Source organism: Janibacter sp. CoH_79_TC_3, from assembly GCF_058197955.1.
This window is the reverse complement of sequence record NZ_JBXWIV010000019.1, coordinates 18,405-37,818: the sequence shown is the minus strand read 5'-3', so window position 1 is coordinate 37,818 and position 19,414 is coordinate 18,405. Positions and strand designations below refer to the sequence as shown.

The 19,414-nt window shown below is 37.2% G+C and carries 9 protein-coding genes, 1 pseudogene and 1 other annotated feature; of the genes and pseudogenes, 8 read left to right on the top strand and 2 right to left on the bottom strand.

The features are described from left to right. Positions 1-230 precede the first annotated feature (230 nt). From AC2FA3_RS12740 to AC2FA3_RS12705, 8 genes and pseudogenes are all read left to right on the top strand, one after another. Positions 231-4,166 (top strand): ATP-binding protein, encoded by a 3,936-nt coding sequence (locus AC2FA3_RS12740; protein WP_490509889.1) that lies wholly within the window; start codon positions 231-233, stop codon positions 4,164-4,166. Continuing rightward, the gene (locus AC2FA3_RS12735) at positions 4,163-4,786 is read left to right on the top strand and encodes a hypothetical protein (RefSeq protein ID WP_490509888.1); all 624 of its coding nucleotides are present in this window, start codon (positions 4,163-4,165) and stop codon (positions 4,784-4,786) included. The genes AC2FA3_RS12740 and AC2FA3_RS12735 overlap by 4 nt, the downstream gene beginning before the upstream one ends. Beyond that, on the top strand, positions 4,783-6,111 hold the full coding sequence (locus tag AC2FA3_RS12730) for a hypothetical protein (RefSeq protein ID WP_490509887.1): 1,329 nt from the start codon (positions 4,783-4,785) through the stop codon (positions 6,109-6,111). The genes AC2FA3_RS12735 and AC2FA3_RS12730 overlap by 4 nt, the downstream gene beginning before the upstream one ends. Then, on the top strand, positions 6,084-6,995 hold the full coding sequence (locus AC2FA3_RS12725; RefSeq protein ID WP_490509886.1) for a DUF7281 domain-containing protein: 912 nt from the start codon (positions 6,084-6,086) through the stop codon (positions 6,993-6,995). Before AC2FA3_RS12730 ends, AC2FA3_RS12725 begins: the two co-directional genes overlap by 28 nt. A gap of 417 nt (positions 6,996-7,412) precedes the next feature. Continuing rightward, positions 7,413-8,582, top strand: coding sequence for an AVAST type 1 anti-phage system MBL fold metallo-hydrolase Avs1a (gene avs1a, locus AC2FA3_RS12720; protein WP_490509885.1), 1,170 nt, complete (start codon positions 7,413-7,415; stop codon positions 8,580-8,582). 8 nt (positions 8,583-8,590) lie between these two features. Further along, complete coding sequence (gene avs1b / locus AC2FA3_RS12715; RefSeq protein ID WP_490509884.1) at positions 8,591-14,470, top strand: AVAST type 1 anti-phage system protease Avs1b; 5,880 nt, start codon at positions 8,591-8,593, stop codon at positions 14,468-14,470. A gap of 11 nt (positions 14,471-14,481) precedes the next feature. Further along, a complete protein-coding gene (avs1c, locus tag AC2FA3_RS12710; RefSeq protein WP_490509883.1) occupies positions 14,482-14,736 on the top strand; it encodes an AVAST type 1 anti-phage system protein Avs1c in 255 nt (84 codons plus the stop codon). Between the two features lie 625 nt (positions 14,737-15,361). Beyond that, a pseudogene (locus AC2FA3_RS12705) lies at positions 15,362-16,546 on the top strand (IS3 family transposase). Beyond that, positions 15,637-15,753: a sequence feature (AL1L pseudoknot), on the top strand. Its footprint overlaps the pseudogene before it by 117 nt. 106 nt (positions 16,547-16,652) lie before the next feature. On the opposite strand, the gene AC2FA3_RS12700 reads toward AC2FA3_RS12705, so the two are convergent. Both AC2FA3_RS12700 and AC2FA3_RS12695 read right to left on the bottom strand, forming a co-directional pair. Then, entirely contained in the window at positions 16,653-18,149 is a 1,497-nt protein-coding gene (locus AC2FA3_RS12700) for a CoA-acylating methylmalonate-semialdehyde dehydrogenase (protein WP_490509882.1), read from the bottom strand. A 61-nt stretch (positions 18,150-18,210) separates the two neighbouring features. Beyond that, complete coding sequence (locus tag AC2FA3_RS12695) at positions 18,211-19,401, bottom strand: iron-containing alcohol dehydrogenase (RefSeq protein ID WP_490509881.1); 1,191 nt, start codon at positions 19,399-19,401, stop codon at positions 18,211-18,213. Positions 19,402-19,414: the final 13 nt, after the last annotated feature.

Genomic DNA, 19,414 nt, shown 5'->3' with positions numbered 1-19,414 from the left:
TAACTCTAGTTCTCATCATTTGTGCTATATTTCTTATTATTAAACTCAAATTTGAGCTGTATCCACTCTAATTGAAAATGTTTGCACCTCAATAAATATAATCAGATGCATGGATCAGTAGTAGCTCACTTCAAAATTTTAAAGCTTAGTATTAGGGAGTTATGCTGATATTTTGGTTTAAAACGCAGATAAACTGATAAGATTCGAAGTACTTAAAATAGGATGTACTTATGCTAGAAATGCACGAAGCCCAAAGTATCGACAGTGTGACTACTGAAGAGCAGCGTCTAGATATTAGTGATAAAGCTCTTTTTGACTCAGAATTTTTCCAGACTGCCAAAAATAAGAATAAGCTATTAAGAGTCGCTCTATTAAACAGTTACTTGAAAGGACAGAGCCACCTTATTGAGGTAGATAGTAATACTATCCTTACTGGTCGTAACAGCGCAGGCAAGACTACCTTGATGGGCGCTATCGTACCTTTTTTTGGTACCAAGCTTAGCAGTATCTCTAAAAAGTCAGAGGTGCATAAAAGCTTTGTGGAATTCTATCTGCCTTATGCCAACAGCTATATTGTTTACGAATACATAAGAGATGGTCAAAAGAAGTGCGTATTAATTAGGAATAGCGGCGGCGTTCAGGTTTTTAACTTTATTGATTCGGAATATCAAGAGAAATGGTTTGTCAGTCTTGACGTGCAGGGTAAGCGCTGCTTTCATCAGTTTGAGGCTATAAGAACAAACATTGAATCAGATGGAATCTTTATCTCTAAAAACGTACGCCAATTGTCATACGAAGCCATTATTAGTAACTGCCCTCCTCATCGTGTTAAGGCATCTATACGCTCAACTGACAGCCTCAGAAGTATATCCGCCCTACGCAATGACTTTTCATTAGCGACAGGAAAAGGGAGCTTTTATGGTTTTGCTTCAATTGCCAGCAACATACTACAAACCAAGCTAGAATTTAATGAGATATGTGAGTTTTTAGTAGAAGCGATGAAGGCCGAGAACAAGGTTAGAGACAATGAGATTATTATCGACTCTAAGGGTGTTGATACCGCTAAGTGGGTACGCCAACGTGATACTTGGGGCAAGATAGAAGTACTAAGACCACAGTTTGACCGCCTATCCTTAGCAGTCAAGATGAACGCCTCCAACCAAAGTGAATTATCTGCAGATATCAGCATCATGACCGGTCTACTAACTGAATTTAATAACAAAATAAGTAGCAACAAAGATTTATTGAACCAGTATCAAAACTCTATTAATCTGCTTAAAAGTGATATCGAAGAGGTAACGGCTCAGTGGAAGCGAGATAAAAGTGATTTAGTAACCCAAATAAGCCATCTAACTTCGGATATTAATAAGCTTGAGACGCGCAGACTTGAATTTGAAAATGGCATTACTGGCAATCACCTACCTATAAATGAGTTAAAAGAGCTGTCATCCCAGATACAAGCTCTCAATACTCAAAAAGAGCATCAAGAAAGCCTGTTAAATGATTATGAAGATAAAGAGCGTGAGGCTGCCGCAGTCATCAAACAAATAGAGGCCATACTACAGAAAGAATTGTTGGCAACTGAAAACACTTTGGCTCAGAAACTTGCCAGCATCGAACATGAGATTACTAAGGCAGACGGTGTTTACGAGCATGCCTATTCTGAATTAATGAAATCAGAATACGCTCATATAGAATCGATTCACAGCAACGCCAAAATTCAGATAGATAATATCCGTGACAAGCTACAACAACTAAAAATAGATAAAGCCCTTCTTGATCAGTCTGTCACCAGTATTGATATCAGCCCTAAATATAAGCAAGATTTGGCGCAAGTTGCCAGCGAGATACGAGTTAGACGAGAGCAGTTAAGTCAAGATATAGAAAACGAAAGCGTAGCTAAAGATGAAGGACGCGCCGCACAAGCAGAAAATAGCACCCTGCAAAGTGAGCTTGTTGAGATTTCACGAAGTATAGAGAAGTTTCAAGCGGATCATAAAAACCTTCAGGACTTATTAAAAGGCGATACCTTATTTAGCTTTTTGCTACAAAGCGAAGAGAATCCGGGTTTAGTTGCTACCGTAGATCAAGTGAGACGAGCCATAGATCCTGCACTACTTAATCGTACCGACCTAGAACCTTCATGGTTAGATATAGATATTAAAGACAGGCATATCGAAACTAATGATTCTTTATATGGCCTGATTATAGACACATCAAAAATAGACAACTCAAAAAGTCAGTCTCGCCGTGAAATTACTCAGCAGATGCTCAATATTGATACTCAGATCTTAGACAAACATGAGCAGAAAAAAGTAATTGAGTCTGAGCTACTTGTCAGCCAGAAAAGAATAAAACTCGCAAGAGATGAGAGCTATCAAGCTAGCGTCAATACGACTAAAACTAAAGAATCTATAGAGAGTCTTGAGCAAAGTAGTAAACAGCTAGAGCTACGGGCTAAAGCAGATATTGAGGATAGAAAAACTAAGCTTGCTCAGCAAGTAGCGGATTTAAGCAGCGAGATTGCTGGCAAGCAAAATGAGCTGACTAATATAGAGCGCGATGTTCAGCAAGATATTGATGATATCAAGCAACAGGATAAGATTAAGCTTGAGCAATTAAAAACGACTAAAGCCCAAAGAAAAGAGCAACTCGATCAAGACAAAAAGGCCGCTACCGATAAGGCGCAACAAGAGAGTACTAATGCTCGCCAGCGCCGAGACAATGCTCTTAATGCTAACGGCTATGACGATAGTGTGATCATTGGTGTTAGGGATACTATCAAAGATATTAACGCTCAGCTCAAACGTGCTGAAGCTGCAAAGTTGCGCGTTGGCTTATATAAAGATTTTCTAACTGAAGAGTACACACAAGCTAACGCCTTTATGCTCAAACGCAGTGAGATTGAGTCTATTATTATCACTAAAACTCAGTCCTTTGATGAAGCTATTGAGGGGAAAACCAAAGAAGCTACTCGTTTGTCGGAGGAAGCCTCTAGCATCGAGCAAGACTTAGCAGCAGCTAACTCTGATTTTGAGCGATTAGAAATCACCCTTAAAGCCGCTAATAACACCTTTATAAGTACACTCGTGCCAAATCAGCCAACACCCGCAGAGTTTGCCTCAAAAACCCTATTTGAGCTACATGATACTGCTCTATCCGTACTTGATAAATCAAAAGAGACCATTGAGAATACTAGGAATACCATAAAAGAAGGTATCGACATACTCACCGCTGTAAAATCACCTTTTATTAATAATGAGAGCATGTTTGAGACTCTACTTGCTAATGACAGTACGATAGGACGTCCTGATGACTATAACTGGTTCATACAAGCGCGTATTTTTACTGAGTATTTAAACAATGAACATGAGACTAGAAAAGAGGTCATCATCAATCACTATCTGGTCGAAGCTCATAAAATTCGCGATTTTAAATTCAAACTCGACCAAGCGCATCATAGTCTAACCACATTCTCAAACCGTATTAATCGTAGCTGTAGAGAAGTCTGTGATAAGTTAGGCGCTTTGGCTATTGAGAATCTGAAGATTACGCTAACCTCTAGTATTAGAGATAACGAATGGTATTCGGTACTCAATACCTTTACTGAGGCATTCGAAGAATGGGTTAACAAGGATATTCATGACAGGTATCGCATGCCTGATGAAGATCTTTTAATGAAGCTCGACCAAGTACAAAGCTATATTGGTCAAAATAAAATGAATATCAAACTCTCAGAACAGTTCTTTGTCAGCTTAACAGTGAAACAAAGAGGTAAAGAGGAGCAGCATACCGACCGCGCCAAGTCTTTCCCAGACATCGGCTCAAATGGCACCATGCGTATTGCGCAGTTGATCATTTATATTGCCCTACTTTCAGTCATATCTACCACCGACACCAGTGAGCTCAAGTTCTTTATTGATGAAGTGGGTGTGCTTGACCCTACTAATACCCAAGAGCTACTAGGCTTACTACAAAAACTTGGTATTTCAGCCATGTGCGCTGCTCCAGAAAACCCACATGATGCTGTGATTCCCCTGTTCTCTAACAACATTGGCTGCGCTTATGATGTTAATACCTTTAGGTATGAGCTATCACAGACAGATGATATGTACTCGCTAACTCAGGACCATCAGTTAGAGCAATATGGAGTATTCGAAGAATGAAAGAACATGACATATTAAGAATGATAATGCAGAACAAGCTTATCTGTCCTGTCAGCGAACCTGAAGCCTACAAGTGGTTAAAAGATAGTGAAGATAATTTCAATCGTATCTCAAACCATCTTAAACCCTTTGGCGTTAAGCTTATTTCTATGTGTGATGGCGATGTTTTTGCTGGCTTGAACACCGTACCATCTGAGTCTGACAAAAAGGCAATCTCTAAACAGTTCCATGATATATACAACAACATTGGACCAATTATTGAGATGCTGACTTGTCTTGCCAGCGCTGATGAGAATAATAACGCCTTGGTAATGGGTGACAAACTTAAACAAGCTGAGTTAGTACTGGCTGCTAATGACAATAAACATTTTGAGAGTATGCTTAATCAAGTCTCTGAAATTACGGGTGCTACCAAAAAACCCAATGATCAACAGGTAGAAGCACTGCTTGAGCGACTAAGGAAGCATGACATTGTCATCTTGTCCAATAGCGCTCAAAAGATATACCGTGTTACTGGCATGATTAGTTATATTAGCAAAATCTTTGAATACATCACCGAAAACCTTTTTGATGATTTTGATGAAGAAGAGATTGAACTGCAGCAAGGGCTCGGATTATGAGCGAGGGTATAAAACTTACCGAGGATAAGATAAAAACCTTGGGCCGAGCAATTACGGATAAAGCCGATGTGCTCTTTGAGGCTTACTCTCCTGAAGGGTGTTACGGTGCCGTAAATACAAGCTCCAAACAGTATAAAATTCTTCGTGATAGTGGCATCATAAGCATTAATGCCAATAGTATTACGCTTGGATCTAGTTTTAGGGATATTTTGAGAACGGCTGATCAAAAGTCTTACCGTACTCACACTATGCCAGACGTAGAGGACTGGAAGCAAAATATTCACCATTCTATTCAAATGGCACAAGCTGCGTCAGACTCATTTGATGAAACTCATGATGAGATGATGCACTTAGCGAATATCCGAGATGAGGCCAATATGCTATCAGAGGCTTTAGGCCGCGAGATGGCAAATATAGAGTACATAATTAACTCAGATCTAAATAATACCCCTAACATAAAAGCTAAGCGTATTATCCTTGAAAGTTTAAATAAAAAAATTAAATCACAGATTCAAAAAACAGCTATTTTGGGTCGTGAAGAGCTTTATAAACTTCATGGCGACTATACTAAAGCTGCTGTCATACTAGATGAGTATCTATCCGACTCTATCGTTAGATTTAACCATGAAATGGGCGTTCATCTAGATAAGACTATCCTGCTTATCGACAAACTAAAAAAAGATCAGAACCGCCAGAATAAGATACTTTGGCAACTGCATAAAGCACTCAGAAACGAGCAGTTTATCCCAAAGCAGATGGGGCTTGAGTTAAGAGATATTGAGAGCATAGGCTTGGCATTTGGTGGTATAGACGTCAGTGATAATCTTTATAACATTGAATTAAGCGACGACAGCTACTTACTCGCGACCATCATGGGTAAACTTGCCAGCAGCAAACCCATTACTCAAGGTAGAGATATTAAGGTTTATGATGGCGAATATGTTGAATCAATAGATAGGGTTGAACAACAAAAACCCTCACCTGAAAAGCTTTGGGTCTTAAAATATCTCTCCAATAATAATACTGATGATCTAAGCAAATCTTACTCGGTTAGAGAGTACTGGCAAACTGCAGGCTTGAGCCATGTCGTGGAATACAAAGCCTTTTTAGCTTTAGTGCTTAAAGTCTGTGGGAGCAACTTCAAGAACGATCATATTATTAAGAAAAAAGACACTTGCTACTGGAAGCTTTATCTAAAAAAGAGATGGCTGTCCGATACTTGTGACACTCTGTATATAACAGATGCCAAGTACGTCAGATGCCATACCACCTCTACCGAACCTAGTGAAAACGAATTATGGACGCCAAACTCGCTCAGCGCTTAGAGAGTAGTAAGACTTTGCTTGATATACAACAAAAGCTACAGGCTGGCGAGGATACCATCGCTTTTAGGACACCTAGCAATGTCTTTGCGCTACTGGTCGTTTATGATGCAGATATAGGTCACAAAATAGGACGCACTATACATATAAAGCCGGGTGGCTGGAACCGTATTGTTAGCCTAATAAAAGCACATACCAAGATAGACATCACGCACGACGATATAGCAGCAATGAAAACCAAAGATCGTGTCGACAACAGCTTGACTATGTCCAATGAAAAGATGCTGAGTAAAGCCCCCACAGAAGGATTCTTCGAATTACGACTTTTAGGTTCTGACGATGATTTGGTCATTGCTACCCAGAATTATATCCATAGAGCCTCTAAACAAAATGCCTATCTCGGTGTTCACAGTGATGATTTGATGCAATGGAATATTGATAATCTTATTGTCATAGAGAACTTCACTAGCTTTTGTCGTTTTACTGAGCAAGACTTAGCATTAATAGAAGGCTGGCATGGTCAAACTACCGCTTTAGTCTATAGAGGCCATAAGGCTGGTAATGCCGCTTTAATTTATGAGAGCCTTAAAAATATTAAGTGCTGTAAATATGTATTTGCTGACTACGATTTTGCTGGTCTAAGTATCGCGCAATCCATCGGGGAGGCAGTTTTAGCTAATGGCGTTATTCTACCTAAAGAGCCTTGGTTAAAGAACAATGAAATGCTAGATATGAATAAAAAGCAAACTAGGTTGGTGCAGGCTCATATCACCGTTAGCCACCCTGCTCTGCAGCCCTACTATAACCATCTAAAAGATAATTTCTTAGCAATAACTCAAGAAGCCTTAGTCGCTAGATCGATACCTTTAACCGTTGTTAGTGTTTGAATTGAATTAAATTATAACTATATTGTTAATTTAAACTATAACCTATTAGGTAGTAGCTCCCTCAACATTATGCTGTTCGAAACATCATTGATATCTAGACTTGCTACGAATTTATTTAACTCTGATGAGTCGAAAAAGCTCTATATTCTATTAGGGCGTGTCCTCATTTTGAAAATAAGGTGATAAAAATGAGGTAAATTGCAGCCAAACAAGAAAAATAGTGCAGTTGATATCGAGATATGAACCAGCTATTTGACGCAGTTTGGCAAAGATTTAACCGTTTTTAGCCCATTTAAAGTTTCATGCTCAGATTGAAGACACGCCCTAGTTATATAGTGTATAGGGTTGAGGTATAAACTCTATTTTTCTCATGTGGCGTCGTCAATATCGGGGGTTTGATTAATTTTACAGGTGATTATGATCAGAATAAAAATGTTCCCCGCTAAGAACGGTGATTCCTTCTTGATTCAGACTGGAACCATGCAGAACGATTATATTCTTATTGATGGTGGTTACAGTTCAACCTTTACTAACTATATTAAGCCAGAGTTAATGAAGTTAAATGAACAGAACTACAAACTAGGATTAGTAGTCAACACTCATATAGATGAAGATCACATTAAGGGAATAATTAAGTTCGTTCAAGACAACGGAGTTAGCACTCATACTAGTGTTATTCCAATTGAAAAATTTTGGCACAATAGCCTTAGATCTATAACTAATACTATTAATTCGCCAAGTCAATACAGTAAACCCGATAAAGAGTTATTAGCTCAAATATCTACTATGGGTTATTCAAATCGCGATGCAGATGATAGTGAGATTAGTGCCAGACAAGGCAGCTCTCTTGCAAAATTCTTGGTTCAATATAAGTATAACTGGAATTCAGGAGAAGGCTATCAAAGTATCAATACTCAAACCATGCCTACATTCTCACTAAAAGACAATGAAGAAGTGAGCATTAAAGTGCTTTCTCCAACTCCTGATGCGCTTGAGCAATTAGGAAATAAATGGAAGAAAGACTTAAAAAAGCTAGGTTTTGCAGGAAATGCTTTAAATCAAGAGTTTGATGATGGTTTCGAATTTTTATTATCTAAAAATCAAGCTAACAAAATTTCCAACCTAATTTCATCTAGTGAAAAGGAACTAGAAGATATATATATACCTGATACATCCATTACAAACCGTTCTTCTATAAGCATTATTATTGAGTGCGAAGGAAAAAAGTTGCTATTTCTTGGAGATTCTTGGTCAGAAGATATTGAAAGCTCATTAATAGCTTTATATGGTCACGACAAGCAAATTATCTTTGATGCCATTAAAGTCTCTCATCATGGTAGCTTAAATAATACAAGTCCTAGACTTCTATCTTTAGTAGACTCCCCATTATATTTCATATCTACTAATGGTAAAAAGCATAATCACCCTGATATGCCCTTGATGAAGGCTATCATACAAAGGCCTTCAGATTTTAATAGAAAAATATATTTTAGCGAAAAAAATAAAAATGCTCAATCTCTATACCCACTTCAAAAAGAGTTTGATTTTGAGGTCATTGAGCAAGCTAACGAATGGATTCATATCTAAGGATAATTATGCTTGAAAATATCTTACAACAAATAGTCTGTAAAATCGTATGCGGTACTGATAACGGTACAGGCTTTCTAATATCAAAAAATAAACTGCTCACTGCTAGGCATTGTATTTCTGACTATATCGATGAGCAAAAAGAAATTGAAATATTTTTAAATAATGAAAAGATAGACACTAATGTTCATCTACTTTACAACGATGCAGATATTGATGTTGCCATACTCGAAGTAGATTCAAATTTTGACGTTGAGCAAATTTGCTTATCGGCTATCAAACCTCGACAAAAAAAGCAGTGGACTTCATGGGGTTTTCCTGATGCTAAAACTTATGGTCAGTTCACATACGGTCAAGTAGCCGATGTACTATCAACTACAGTTGCTCGGTCTGATATCGATTTAACAATAAACCCTGAATACTCTCTTTCTGATTACTCCGGTTTATCAGGAGCACCTGTTATTGTAGATAATAAGATTGTTGGTATATTACGTTTGCAGACAGATAACTCTCTTAACGCTTTAAGTATTGATAGCTTTAAAGATGTTTTGACTAATCTCGATATTGAATTCGAAACTGACTCCGAATCTGAAGAAGTTAGTGATGGTATTGTTGTTCGTAGTGACTTTCAAAATGAGTTTGAAACTAAATTACTGTCTTCAAACATATCTTATATACTACTATTAGGTGTTCATGGCATAGGCAAGACTACGTTTTGTCGAGAATTCGCACCTTTAAACACCTCTATTTTATTTGGCGGTACTTACAGTCTAACGTCAGAGAAAAACGGTAAGAGTATTCTCGTTAAGGCACAACCTCAAGAGCTATATGACTGGTTAAATGTCAAAATAAGCACTTTACTTGGTTTAGCAGTGCCAGCGGAATCTAATAGCCTGAATCTTTCTAAGATTCAATCTAATATCTTTGAACTTTTACAAAGACTCTCAAAACACTGTGTAGATGAGAATAAAAAAGCAGTTTTTTTCATTGATGCTATAAATGAATTAGCACTTAAGGATTCACAGTCTCTAAATACTTTACTAGCAGTATTACCAATTAGCTTACCTGATAGTATTCAGATAGTTTTTACTTCAAATAGCTATGAGACAGTATCGAATCATGTGTCTGATTATGTAATCAAGAATTCAATATTAACTTTACCTATTTTAACTCAACAGCAGGTTGCTGATTATTGTTCTTACTATATCGATGATGACTTATTGGACAATGACTTAATAGATAGAGTGATATCAGTTGCTGAAGGTCATCCTCTATATCTAACATATATTACTAGTTATATTAATACGTCAAAAGATACGTCACTAGCAAACTTCCCTGTGTTTTCTGGTACGATTGAAAACTATTATGAAAATCTTTGGGATAAGATAATTAGTGAACCCGAGTCATTGTTTTTACTAGGCACTATTTGTAGGCTTAGAGAAGAGATTCAAAGTGACTATCTTAAACTGACGCTTGATGATAGCCAGCGGAAGCAATATATTTCAACGGTTAATCAAATTAGCCATTTACTTATTAAAAAAGATGGCTTTATTGCTATTTACCATAATTCGTTTGCAGAATTTTTGAAGTCCAAAACCGAGGACATAGCTGATTCGGTAAATAAGCAGTTAGCTGAATTTTGCCTGAGTCATCCAGATATTAAATACGCAAAATTAAATCTTATTTATCACTTACTACGCTCTGAACAGTATAAAGAAGTTGCTGTTGATTCATGTAACCAGCAATGGATAGATGAGTGTGTCACATTAGGCGTACAACCTGATCAACTTCTATTCGATATCAAGCAAGCGTTATCTTCTGCTTTAAATATTGAGGAAGGTCTTGCTGATACCGTAAGCACTATTCGGTTACTACTTTTATTAGATAGAATTGAATTTAGATATAACTCTACGTTTATGAGTAATATTAGTTTAACTGCGAATGCTCTAATAAGTCTTGGGAAACCTGATGAGGTTTTGAACCAAATCATAAGGTATGATCTACTCCTTACAGACCCTTATCAAACGTTCGACATTATTAAGTCTTTAGACGATTCTGGATATAAAGAACAAGCTGTACGGATAGTTGAAGTATTGAATGAGGATATTTATGACAAATTCAATCAAATGCAAAACACATCTATCGAACTTCATGAGTGCATATTAGTATATAAATGCATATTAATGGTACAGGTTATATCTAGCTATATACTAAATGAAAATCGCTTAAAAACTTGTGAAACTATACTTCAGTCATTAAGAAGTATATTAGAATCTGCTCAAATGGAAGATTCAAAACAATTGGCATCTGTAAGTAGTGTTACAGGAGCTATGATTTCTAGCAACCTACTATTAAGCCCCGTTTATCCTGACTTTGATTTTGAAGATATAAGTGACTCAACAACGCTATTGTTACCAGTTTTTAATGCTCTAGCTGACCTATATACGCTTTCAGACAATAATATATTAACTGTTTCTTTAGAAGGCGCTTTTAAAAATACTAGCAACTTACTAACTATAGAAAACTCAATTAAAGAATATTTTAACGATAGTATAGTTAACATATTTTATGAACTCAATGCACCTAATGACCTAATAAATCAATTTGTCGTTATTTATAGCTATAGTGACTCCAATGAAAATATACAGTTGAAGTTATTACTTGATAATAATGTTGACATTGATACTGAAAACATTCATAAATATTATATTACAAAATCTATCCTTTATTATATAAATGCTCAACTAGAAGAGCCTCAAATACGCCATTTTGACGGTAATGAGTATGATGATTATTTTGAGTCAGTTATTGAAAGTCTAGCCTATCATAATGGTCGCCTCAAATTTGCTACAGAGGAAAATGGTCAAACACAAATACAGTCTATTACTAGTAGTCTATCTACTTTAGTAGACGCTTTATTGTTCACGTTAGAAGACCGCACTGATTGGAGTAATTCATATTCAATACCAGAAAACTTAGTTCCTACTCTTTGGAGATATATTAGTATTATATATAAGCGTTATCTGCCTAATCATATTGTAACGCTATTAGAAAAACTTAATAGTCAGTTTGACTCACAATTTGGCTTATACAATGAAGGGTTTAGAAGGTCACTAAATAATGTCATTACCAATTTGATCATTGATGTGGAGCAAGACTCTGAAGCTGAAGACGAGTTGTTTGAATTGCTTGATAAATGGAAAAATTATGTACTAGAAGGATTAGAAAATAGGCATGAGTTGATCCCTGAGTTGTTTCAGCTTATTATTTACTTTAATCAAATTGATGCCACTGATATAGCCAAGCAGATATATCAAGAAATACTCGCTCATTCAATGGGACCTAGTTGGTACAAAGACGACCGCTTAACCATTCTAACCGATACTTTTAATCTTATAGATAATTCAAATACGATTCCTAGCTCACAGATTATAGAAATCGCAAATTGTCTAGAGCGAGCATCGGGCGAAATGACATTTCAACGCTATGTGAGACAAGCTAAAAATAATTTTGTTGGCATTTTATGTTCAAAAGAACTTTATCAAACGGCTTTTAATTACTATAGACGCCAAATTGCTGGCGATATTTCACAGTTAAAAGAAGATGTTCAAAAAGGAAGCGTAGACTATGTAACTCCCATAAAAGGCATGAACTATCCAGGTGGTCAACTCATTGAGCAAGACTCTATTCTTCAAATAGTTAGTAATTCTACTAATGTTCATTGGCGACTAAAGTGGGCTTTACTTGAAATATTCCAGTGCGGTGATGAGAGGTACTTCGATAGATTTACTATTGAGTTTGCTAATTTGTTCAATAGCGATGTAAATGAAATAGATCGGAAATCAATGCTTTCTAGATTGAAGCTTATAGTAGATACGGAACTATCGCTGTCTAATAGAGATAAATTTTTGAAAACGTTTACAGATAATGTTAGTGAAGAGAGACAGGCTGTACTATATAGCTTTTTTAATTTTACACCTTCACTGATTGAACCAGAAAATGAACTTCAAGCAGTTATCGATAACAACGAACAGGTTACAGATACAGATACAGATACAGATACAGATACAGATACAGATACAGATACAGAAAGCATTACACCTGATAATAATATTTTCGATCCTTTAGATTCGCTTATACCAGGGGAAATAGGTAAATCGAAAGGACATAGTGAAGCTAAGACTTTAGAATCTACTATTAATAGGTATCTTAAACGAGGTAATAGTAAACAAGCGAAACAAGAAGCTGTTAAAACTTTAAAGACGTACCAGAGCAACGAATGGGGAATATGGGGAAATAATATATCGGATACCCAAACATTCGCTGAGAAAGTCATAACATCAGATATGCATAGTGATGAAATAACAAGCCTATTCAAAGAATTAATTGAATCGGAAAATTATGCTTCACCTTGGCGAATTGCTGAAAAACTCATAAGTATAATTAATAATCAATTTAGCGACCAGCAAACAAATGAGCTAATGAATGTTGTTTTGAAGCATATCCAATTGATTCTCGGAAATACCAACCAAAGTATTAGTTCGTTCAGCGAGAGCTTAACTGAAGAAAGTAGTTGTCACTCACCTGATAATAACTTTTTACACTTCCTATTTTGGTTACTATCACATCCTGTCTATTTAACTGCTACTAAAACGGCGACGTTGCTACATTGGACATTGGGTAATCATGATCAATTCCTACCAGAAGCTATTAAAACTGCATTCAGTGAGGACTGTAGTTTTAAAGGTGATGTTCTCGCTGGAATAATCGATGTACTTTCAAATAGTAAAAAATCAACGATTCAGACGGTAATCTTAGAAAATATCAATATTGATGAACTAGAGCACTTATCACGATTGATTATATTGCGCAGAATTTTAAAACGTCGCTCTAAAGAGTTAGATATTAAAGGTGCTATTCAGTCTATCGATAATAAGTTTTTATCTAACAATCAAGTTAGAAAACAACCTACCTACAATTATAATCTCAATCAATATCTAGAGTGCTTAAATTTTGAGATAGATCAACTAGGTAATATTGGACTATGGAACGAAGATATTGAATTTGAAGTAATGACTCTATTAACTCAACAGTTTCTACCATTAGATATTGCTGATGCATTTGAGCTTGAGAACATGCTTTGTGATAGCTTCAGACGGCCACGAAAAACCCTAACTACTAGATGGGAAGGTTATGTTAGAGGTATAATAAATAAAGCTTTGCTACCTCATGTCACTTTAGAAAACGCACAAAGGGTTGAAAGTATTTTACGTCCTTATAACCCTTACGCCATGGACAGTAAAGTAACACACCTACCAAACCCTCTATCTGAAAACGTTCTTAAAGCGTTAAGTCTTAAAGAGAATCCTTATTTACTTAGAATGAATAATGAGCTGATCTTAAATTACATAGAGTCTTGTATACCAGACGACAGTCTAAATGAACTTACTTACAACCCTCATCGTATTGAAGTTAAAGCAATAATTATTCAAAACAATCTAATGAATTTAGATGATATTTCAAAGCGTACAGAATATACACTCTTTGCAAAAGACTATCTTCAACATATAGAGACACATCCTTTATCTATTTGCACCAGTGTAGGTCCTAGTTCTACCTTTTTAGGCAGCTATACTCCGAGCCTACCAACACCACAGTTCATGGAGCTTACAAATACTAATCAATCCAACTTTAGTAGAAAAGTCTGGAGAAACGGTAGAACAAATGACTCAGCTAGTTTTGGGCGTCCTTATTCCGAAGGCTGTATGTTAACTTTGAAAGATTCAAATATAATGCTACCTTCAAGTATGCAACTAGCATGGATGATTGAAATTAATGGTAAGTTGGTTACTATTGTAAATCAGTATAATCAGAGTATAAAAATATGAGCATTAGAAGCATGAAAACACCTAAAACTCGTGAAGAGTTTGAGTATGGATTTCAATTATTAAGAAATTCTCTAAATAACAATAAGATGCATTTTTCACCACAAGCTATGGCTGGTGTTGAAGGACTTAAAAAATTAAGATACCTACCGAATGGCAGAATAGACTTCCTTTCCGTAAATGAGTCAGCTCGCGTACAAGCCAACATGCATGCAACAATGTTAAATAATATTGATTTTCCTACTTTTAATCGGGATGCGGATGACTAAGACCTGTTAGACATCCATTATTTTAACCGGAAATAAGCATGTGCAGGAACTACTGCTTTCTTGCAGGTCTGTTTGAATTTATCAACTCTAGTTTTAACTGCATAGAGGCTGGTCGCTTGTCCTGCCATATTGATGTGCTTTATATATTGCTTTGATATTTTTGAAGATCATCTTACTTTTTATTATATTACTTGAATGCTATTAGGGTTAAATCAGGGTAAAGTGCATGCTTAAATTGATAAACTGCTTTTATTGAACAATATATAACAATTAATTTTGAGATAAAACTCACTGCAATATTGACTTGCTATTAAATCTACAATTCGATTTATTTGTTAGTATAATTTAAAAAATTATTGAATGAGTTATTTTGAATCCAATAACTTAAAAACACTTTATATTTGATATTGGGATTACCAAATTTAAACCCTTACAGCCATTGGCTTGCAAGGGTTTATATTATCTTGTTTTTAATGAAATATAACAATATGAAAAATATTTGATACTATCTTGATACTCTGACCCTTGTAGTAATTGAAGTATGATTACTACTATAATAGAGCACTTATAGATATTGAACCGCCCCAGGATTGTTGGAGACTCAACATTCTGAGAGAATACGACAATGAAAAGACAAACTTATACTCCTGAGATTAAAGAGCGCGCCGTTCGCATGCTGATTGAAGCAGCAAGCGACTATCCCTCTATATGGTTAGCCATTCAAGCCATAGCGTCAAAGATTGGTTGTACGCCTGAGACCCTGCGATTTTTGCATAAAAAACATATCGAGCAAATTATTCCTACATCATTACAACCTCAAAGCTAAGAGCAGCCTATCAAAGAGCTTGAACGCGAAAATAGAGAGCTCAAGCAAGCCAATGAGATAACTAGGAAGGCTGCCGCTTTTTTCGCTCAGGCGGAGCTCGACCGCCCACCCAAGTGATGGTCGATTTTATTGGTGACCATAGAGATAGTTATGGGGTCAAGCTGATTTGTAGAGTACTACTAGTTGCTCCATCAACCTATCATCGTGAAAGATGTTTAGCTAATAATCCTGAAAAGCGTTCACTGCGCAGTCAGCATGACGACTGCTATCTCAGCGAGATTAAATGTATTTGGCAGGTCAGAAAATGCCTTTACGGTGCGCGTAAAGTATGGCAGTAGATGAAAGCTGACGGGTTAAAGTTTACTCGATGTACGGTTGAGCGTTTAATGAAGCAGCATGGCCTAAAAGGCGTCTGGTGTGGCAAAGGCAAGATTACCACTAACAGCCGTGATGACCAAAAGCGGGCTGATGACCTAGTTAATCGTAACTTTAACGCTTACTGCCCTAATCAGCTGTGGATGGCGGACTTCACTTATATTAAGACATTCAGTAGTTGGGTGTATACCGCCTTTATTATTGATGTGTTTACCCGCGCTATTGTCGGTTGGAAGGTGTCTAATCGTATGAACACTGATATGGTGATGGGCGCTTTAAATCAAGCGATAGCAGACAGAAATAACACCAAAGATGTTATTCATCATAGGGATAGAGGCGTTCAGCATTTATCCATTCGCTACACTTCTAGGATGATAAATCTGAGGTTATTGAATATCTAAAGAACAATGCAATGGTGTTAACGATGTTGAATTAGCGACCCTTGAATCGGTGGACTGGTTCAATAAAACCCATTTGCATAGCACGATTGGTTATGTGTCACCCTTTGAATTTAAAAAGCGGTATTATGATAATTTAATCCTGTCAGGCATCGCTGCCTCAAGTAAATCAGCCTCCGATATAGTCGCAGCGGTTCAATCCACATTATAACTTAAACATAAAAAAGCCACTTAAATATAAGTGGCTTTTTTATGTTTAAGTTATAAGATTTTTTAATAGTTCAAACAATATTTAAATCACCGAGAAAATACAGATTTTAGTCTAAAGTTGGCATAGAAAACTGCTTATCTTCTCTTGTTGCTGCACTAGGCCAACGTTGAGTTATAGTTTTTCGGCGAGTGAAAAACCTTACACCATCTGGTCCGTACATAAACAGATCTCCAAACAATGAACGCTTCCATCCTCCAAAGCTTTGCGACGCTACTGGTACTGGTAAAGGAATATTTACACCAACCATGCCAACCTGAATATTATCAACGAAATAACGAGCAGCTTCCCCATCTCGGGTATAAATACACGTGCCATTACCATATTCATGTTCATTTATAAGTTCTATCGCTTCTTCCATAGTCTGCACACGCATAATCTGAAGTACTGGACCAAAAATCTCCGCCTCATAACTATTCATTTCTTTTGTAACATTGTCTATCAGAGTAGGACCAACAAAGAACCCCTTTTCATTACCTGCTGGTGCTGCATTAGAACCATCAATTATCACATTTGCCCCTTGATTTGCAGCATCTTTGATATGTTCTAAAATTTTAGTCTTATGGGCTTGAGTAATAACAGGGCCAAAATCGTTTTCTTTGTCCGAATAAGCACCTAGTTTTAGTTTATGTATCGCGGGCTGCAATGCCTCGACCATTTTATCAGCAATATCATCACCTACTGCTACTGCAACAGACAAAGCCATACAACGCTCACCTGACGAGCCAAAAGCGGCGCCTAGCAGTGAGGTGACAACATTATCTAAGTCAGCATCTGGCATCACAATGGCATGATTTTTTGCACCGCCGAGAGCTTGGCATCTTTTACCTTGTGCTGTGGCTGTGGTGTAAATATATTCTGCAATTGGCGTGGAACCTACAAAGCTTATGGCTTCAACATCTGGATGATGCAAAAGAGCATCAACGGCTTCTTTACCCCCATTCACGACATTGAGTACACCATCCGGTAATCCTGCTTCTTTTAGAAGTTTTGCAATAAACATTGACGCGCTTGGATCACGCTCAGATGGCTTTAAAATAAAAGTATTTCCACAGACGATAGCCATAGGAAACATCCAAAGGGGAACCATCACAGGAAAGTTGAACGGGGTGATCCCAGCTACTACTCCTAGTGGATGAAACTCACTCCAAGAATCTATATCTGGACCCGCATTACGACTATGTTCGCCTTTTAGCAGCTCTGGCGCCCCACAAGCATATTCAACGTTTTCAATCCCACGTTGTAGTTCACCTGCAGCATCATGTGAAATCTTTCCATGCTCTTCACCGATTAATCGACAAATTTCATCAGCGTTTTTTTCTAAGAGTTCTTTGAACTTAAACATGACTCTAGCGCGTTTCATCGGTGGGGTTTTACGCCATGCAGGAAAGGCAGCTTTTGCAGCGATGACTGCTTCATCAATAGTTTTAGTACCACCTAAAGCAACCTGTTTACTTACTTCGCCAGTAGAGGGGTTGTAAATAGGTTGTGTTTGGCTCTCATCATTAATTGCCTGACCGTTAATAAAATGTCCGATAGTTTGCATGATATATATTCCTTTTGTAGCATTCAATTTATAAGTAGATTAAAAGTAAAACTTAACTTTATTAGCTTGTCGAAACATCATCTGAACTGCTTTCTGCCCATAACAATGTATAAAGTTGAATCATCTCTTCTAAGCTAGGGATTCGAGGATTATTGTTAGGCGATCCTGAGGCAAATGCCTGTTCACACATAGTCTTTATCAGTTCATCAAAGTCAGCTCTTTGAACACCAAATTCTGCTAATGTGGGAACTTTAAGTTCAGTATTCAGCTTTTTGAGGTAAGCAACCAAATTTATATTAGCTTGAGCATCTGTGTCGCTAAATTCAGCAACCCCTAAAGCACGAGCACAGTCTGCATAGCGGTCAGGCATACTTGATATGCCAAACTCCGTAATAGTTGGCAATAACATCGCATTGGATAAACCATGTGGTACGTGAAAAAACGCTCCGATTGGTCGGCTCATTCCATGCACTAATGCCACTGATGAATTACAGAACGCAATCCCTGCTAGCGTAGAACCTAACATCATTGCTTCACGGGCAGCTTCGTCTTCCCCGTCATGATAGGCTTTTTGTAGATTTGGCCCAATTAAACGTAGTGCTGCTAAAGCTTGTTGATCGCTATATGCATTACGCTTTTGGCTGACATAAGCCTCAATAGCATGAGTCATTGCATCAACGCCAGTATCAGCAGTGGTTCGAGGTGGCACACTCATAGTAAGACTATAATCAATAATGGCAGCTATTGGCATGAACCCCATACCAACACACAATAGCTTTTCGTTATTTTTTTCATCAGTAATGATAGTGAATCGAGTGGCTTCTGAGCCTGTTCCGGCAGTAGTAGGTATTGCAATAATAGGTAAACCAGCTTCATTTACCTGACGAGGAAACTTATAGTCGCTAATAACACCGCCAAACTTACCTAAAATTGACATCGCTTTTGCACTATCGATAGGGCTTCCTCCACCTAAGGCAATTAACCCGTCATAATCTTGATCTTGTACCTGTCTTACTCCTGCCTCGATAGAGCTTTCAGTAGGCTCTGGCACCGTATCCGAGAACACATCAGCAGTGATTTGAACGTCATTTAAAATGGCTTGTATTTTATCTACATAGCCCAGTTTCACCATCATGTCGTCCGTAATGATGAGAGGCTTTTTTATACCCAAGCTATCTAATATAGTCGGTAGCTTTTGACACGCATCGCGGCCGACCTCCATTATTCTTGGTAGAAGAATACTATGTGACATATTTACCTATCCT

Bases quoted from the DNA above. Each gene is read 5' to 3' on its own strand.
- AC2FA3_RS12740 (WP_490509889.1), top strand. From the start codon at position 231: ATGCTAGAAATGCACGAAGCCCAAAGTATCGACAGTGTGACTACTGAA.
- AC2FA3_RS12735 (WP_490509888.1), top strand. From the start codon at position 4,163: ATGAAAGAACATGACATATTAAGAATGATAATGCAGAACAAGCTTATC.
- AC2FA3_RS12730 (WP_490509887.1), top strand. From the start codon at position 4,783: ATGAGCGAGGGTATAAAACTTACCGAGGATAAGATAAAAACCTTGGGC.
- AC2FA3_RS12725 (WP_490509886.1), top strand. From the start codon at position 6,084: ATGGACGCCAAACTCGCTCAGCGCTTAGAGAGTAGTAAGACTTTGCTT.
- avs1a (WP_490509885.1), top strand. From the start codon at position 7,413: ATGATCAGAATAAAAATGTTCCCCGCTAAGAACGGTGATTCCTTCTTG.
- avs1b (WP_490509884.1), top strand. From the start codon at position 8,591: ATGCTTGAAAATATCTTACAACAAATAGTCTGTAAAATCGTATGCGGT.
- avs1c (WP_490509883.1), top strand. From the start codon at position 14,482: ATGAAAACACCTAAAACTCGTGAAGAGTTTGAGTATGGATTTCAATTA.
- AC2FA3_RS12700 (WP_490509882.1), bottom strand. From the start codon at position 18,149: ATGCAAACTATCGGACATTTTATTAACGGTCAGGCAATTAATGATGAG.
- AC2FA3_RS12695 (WP_490509881.1), bottom strand. From the start codon at position 19,401: ATGTCACATAGTATTCTTCTACCAAGAATAATGGAGGTCGGCCGCGAT.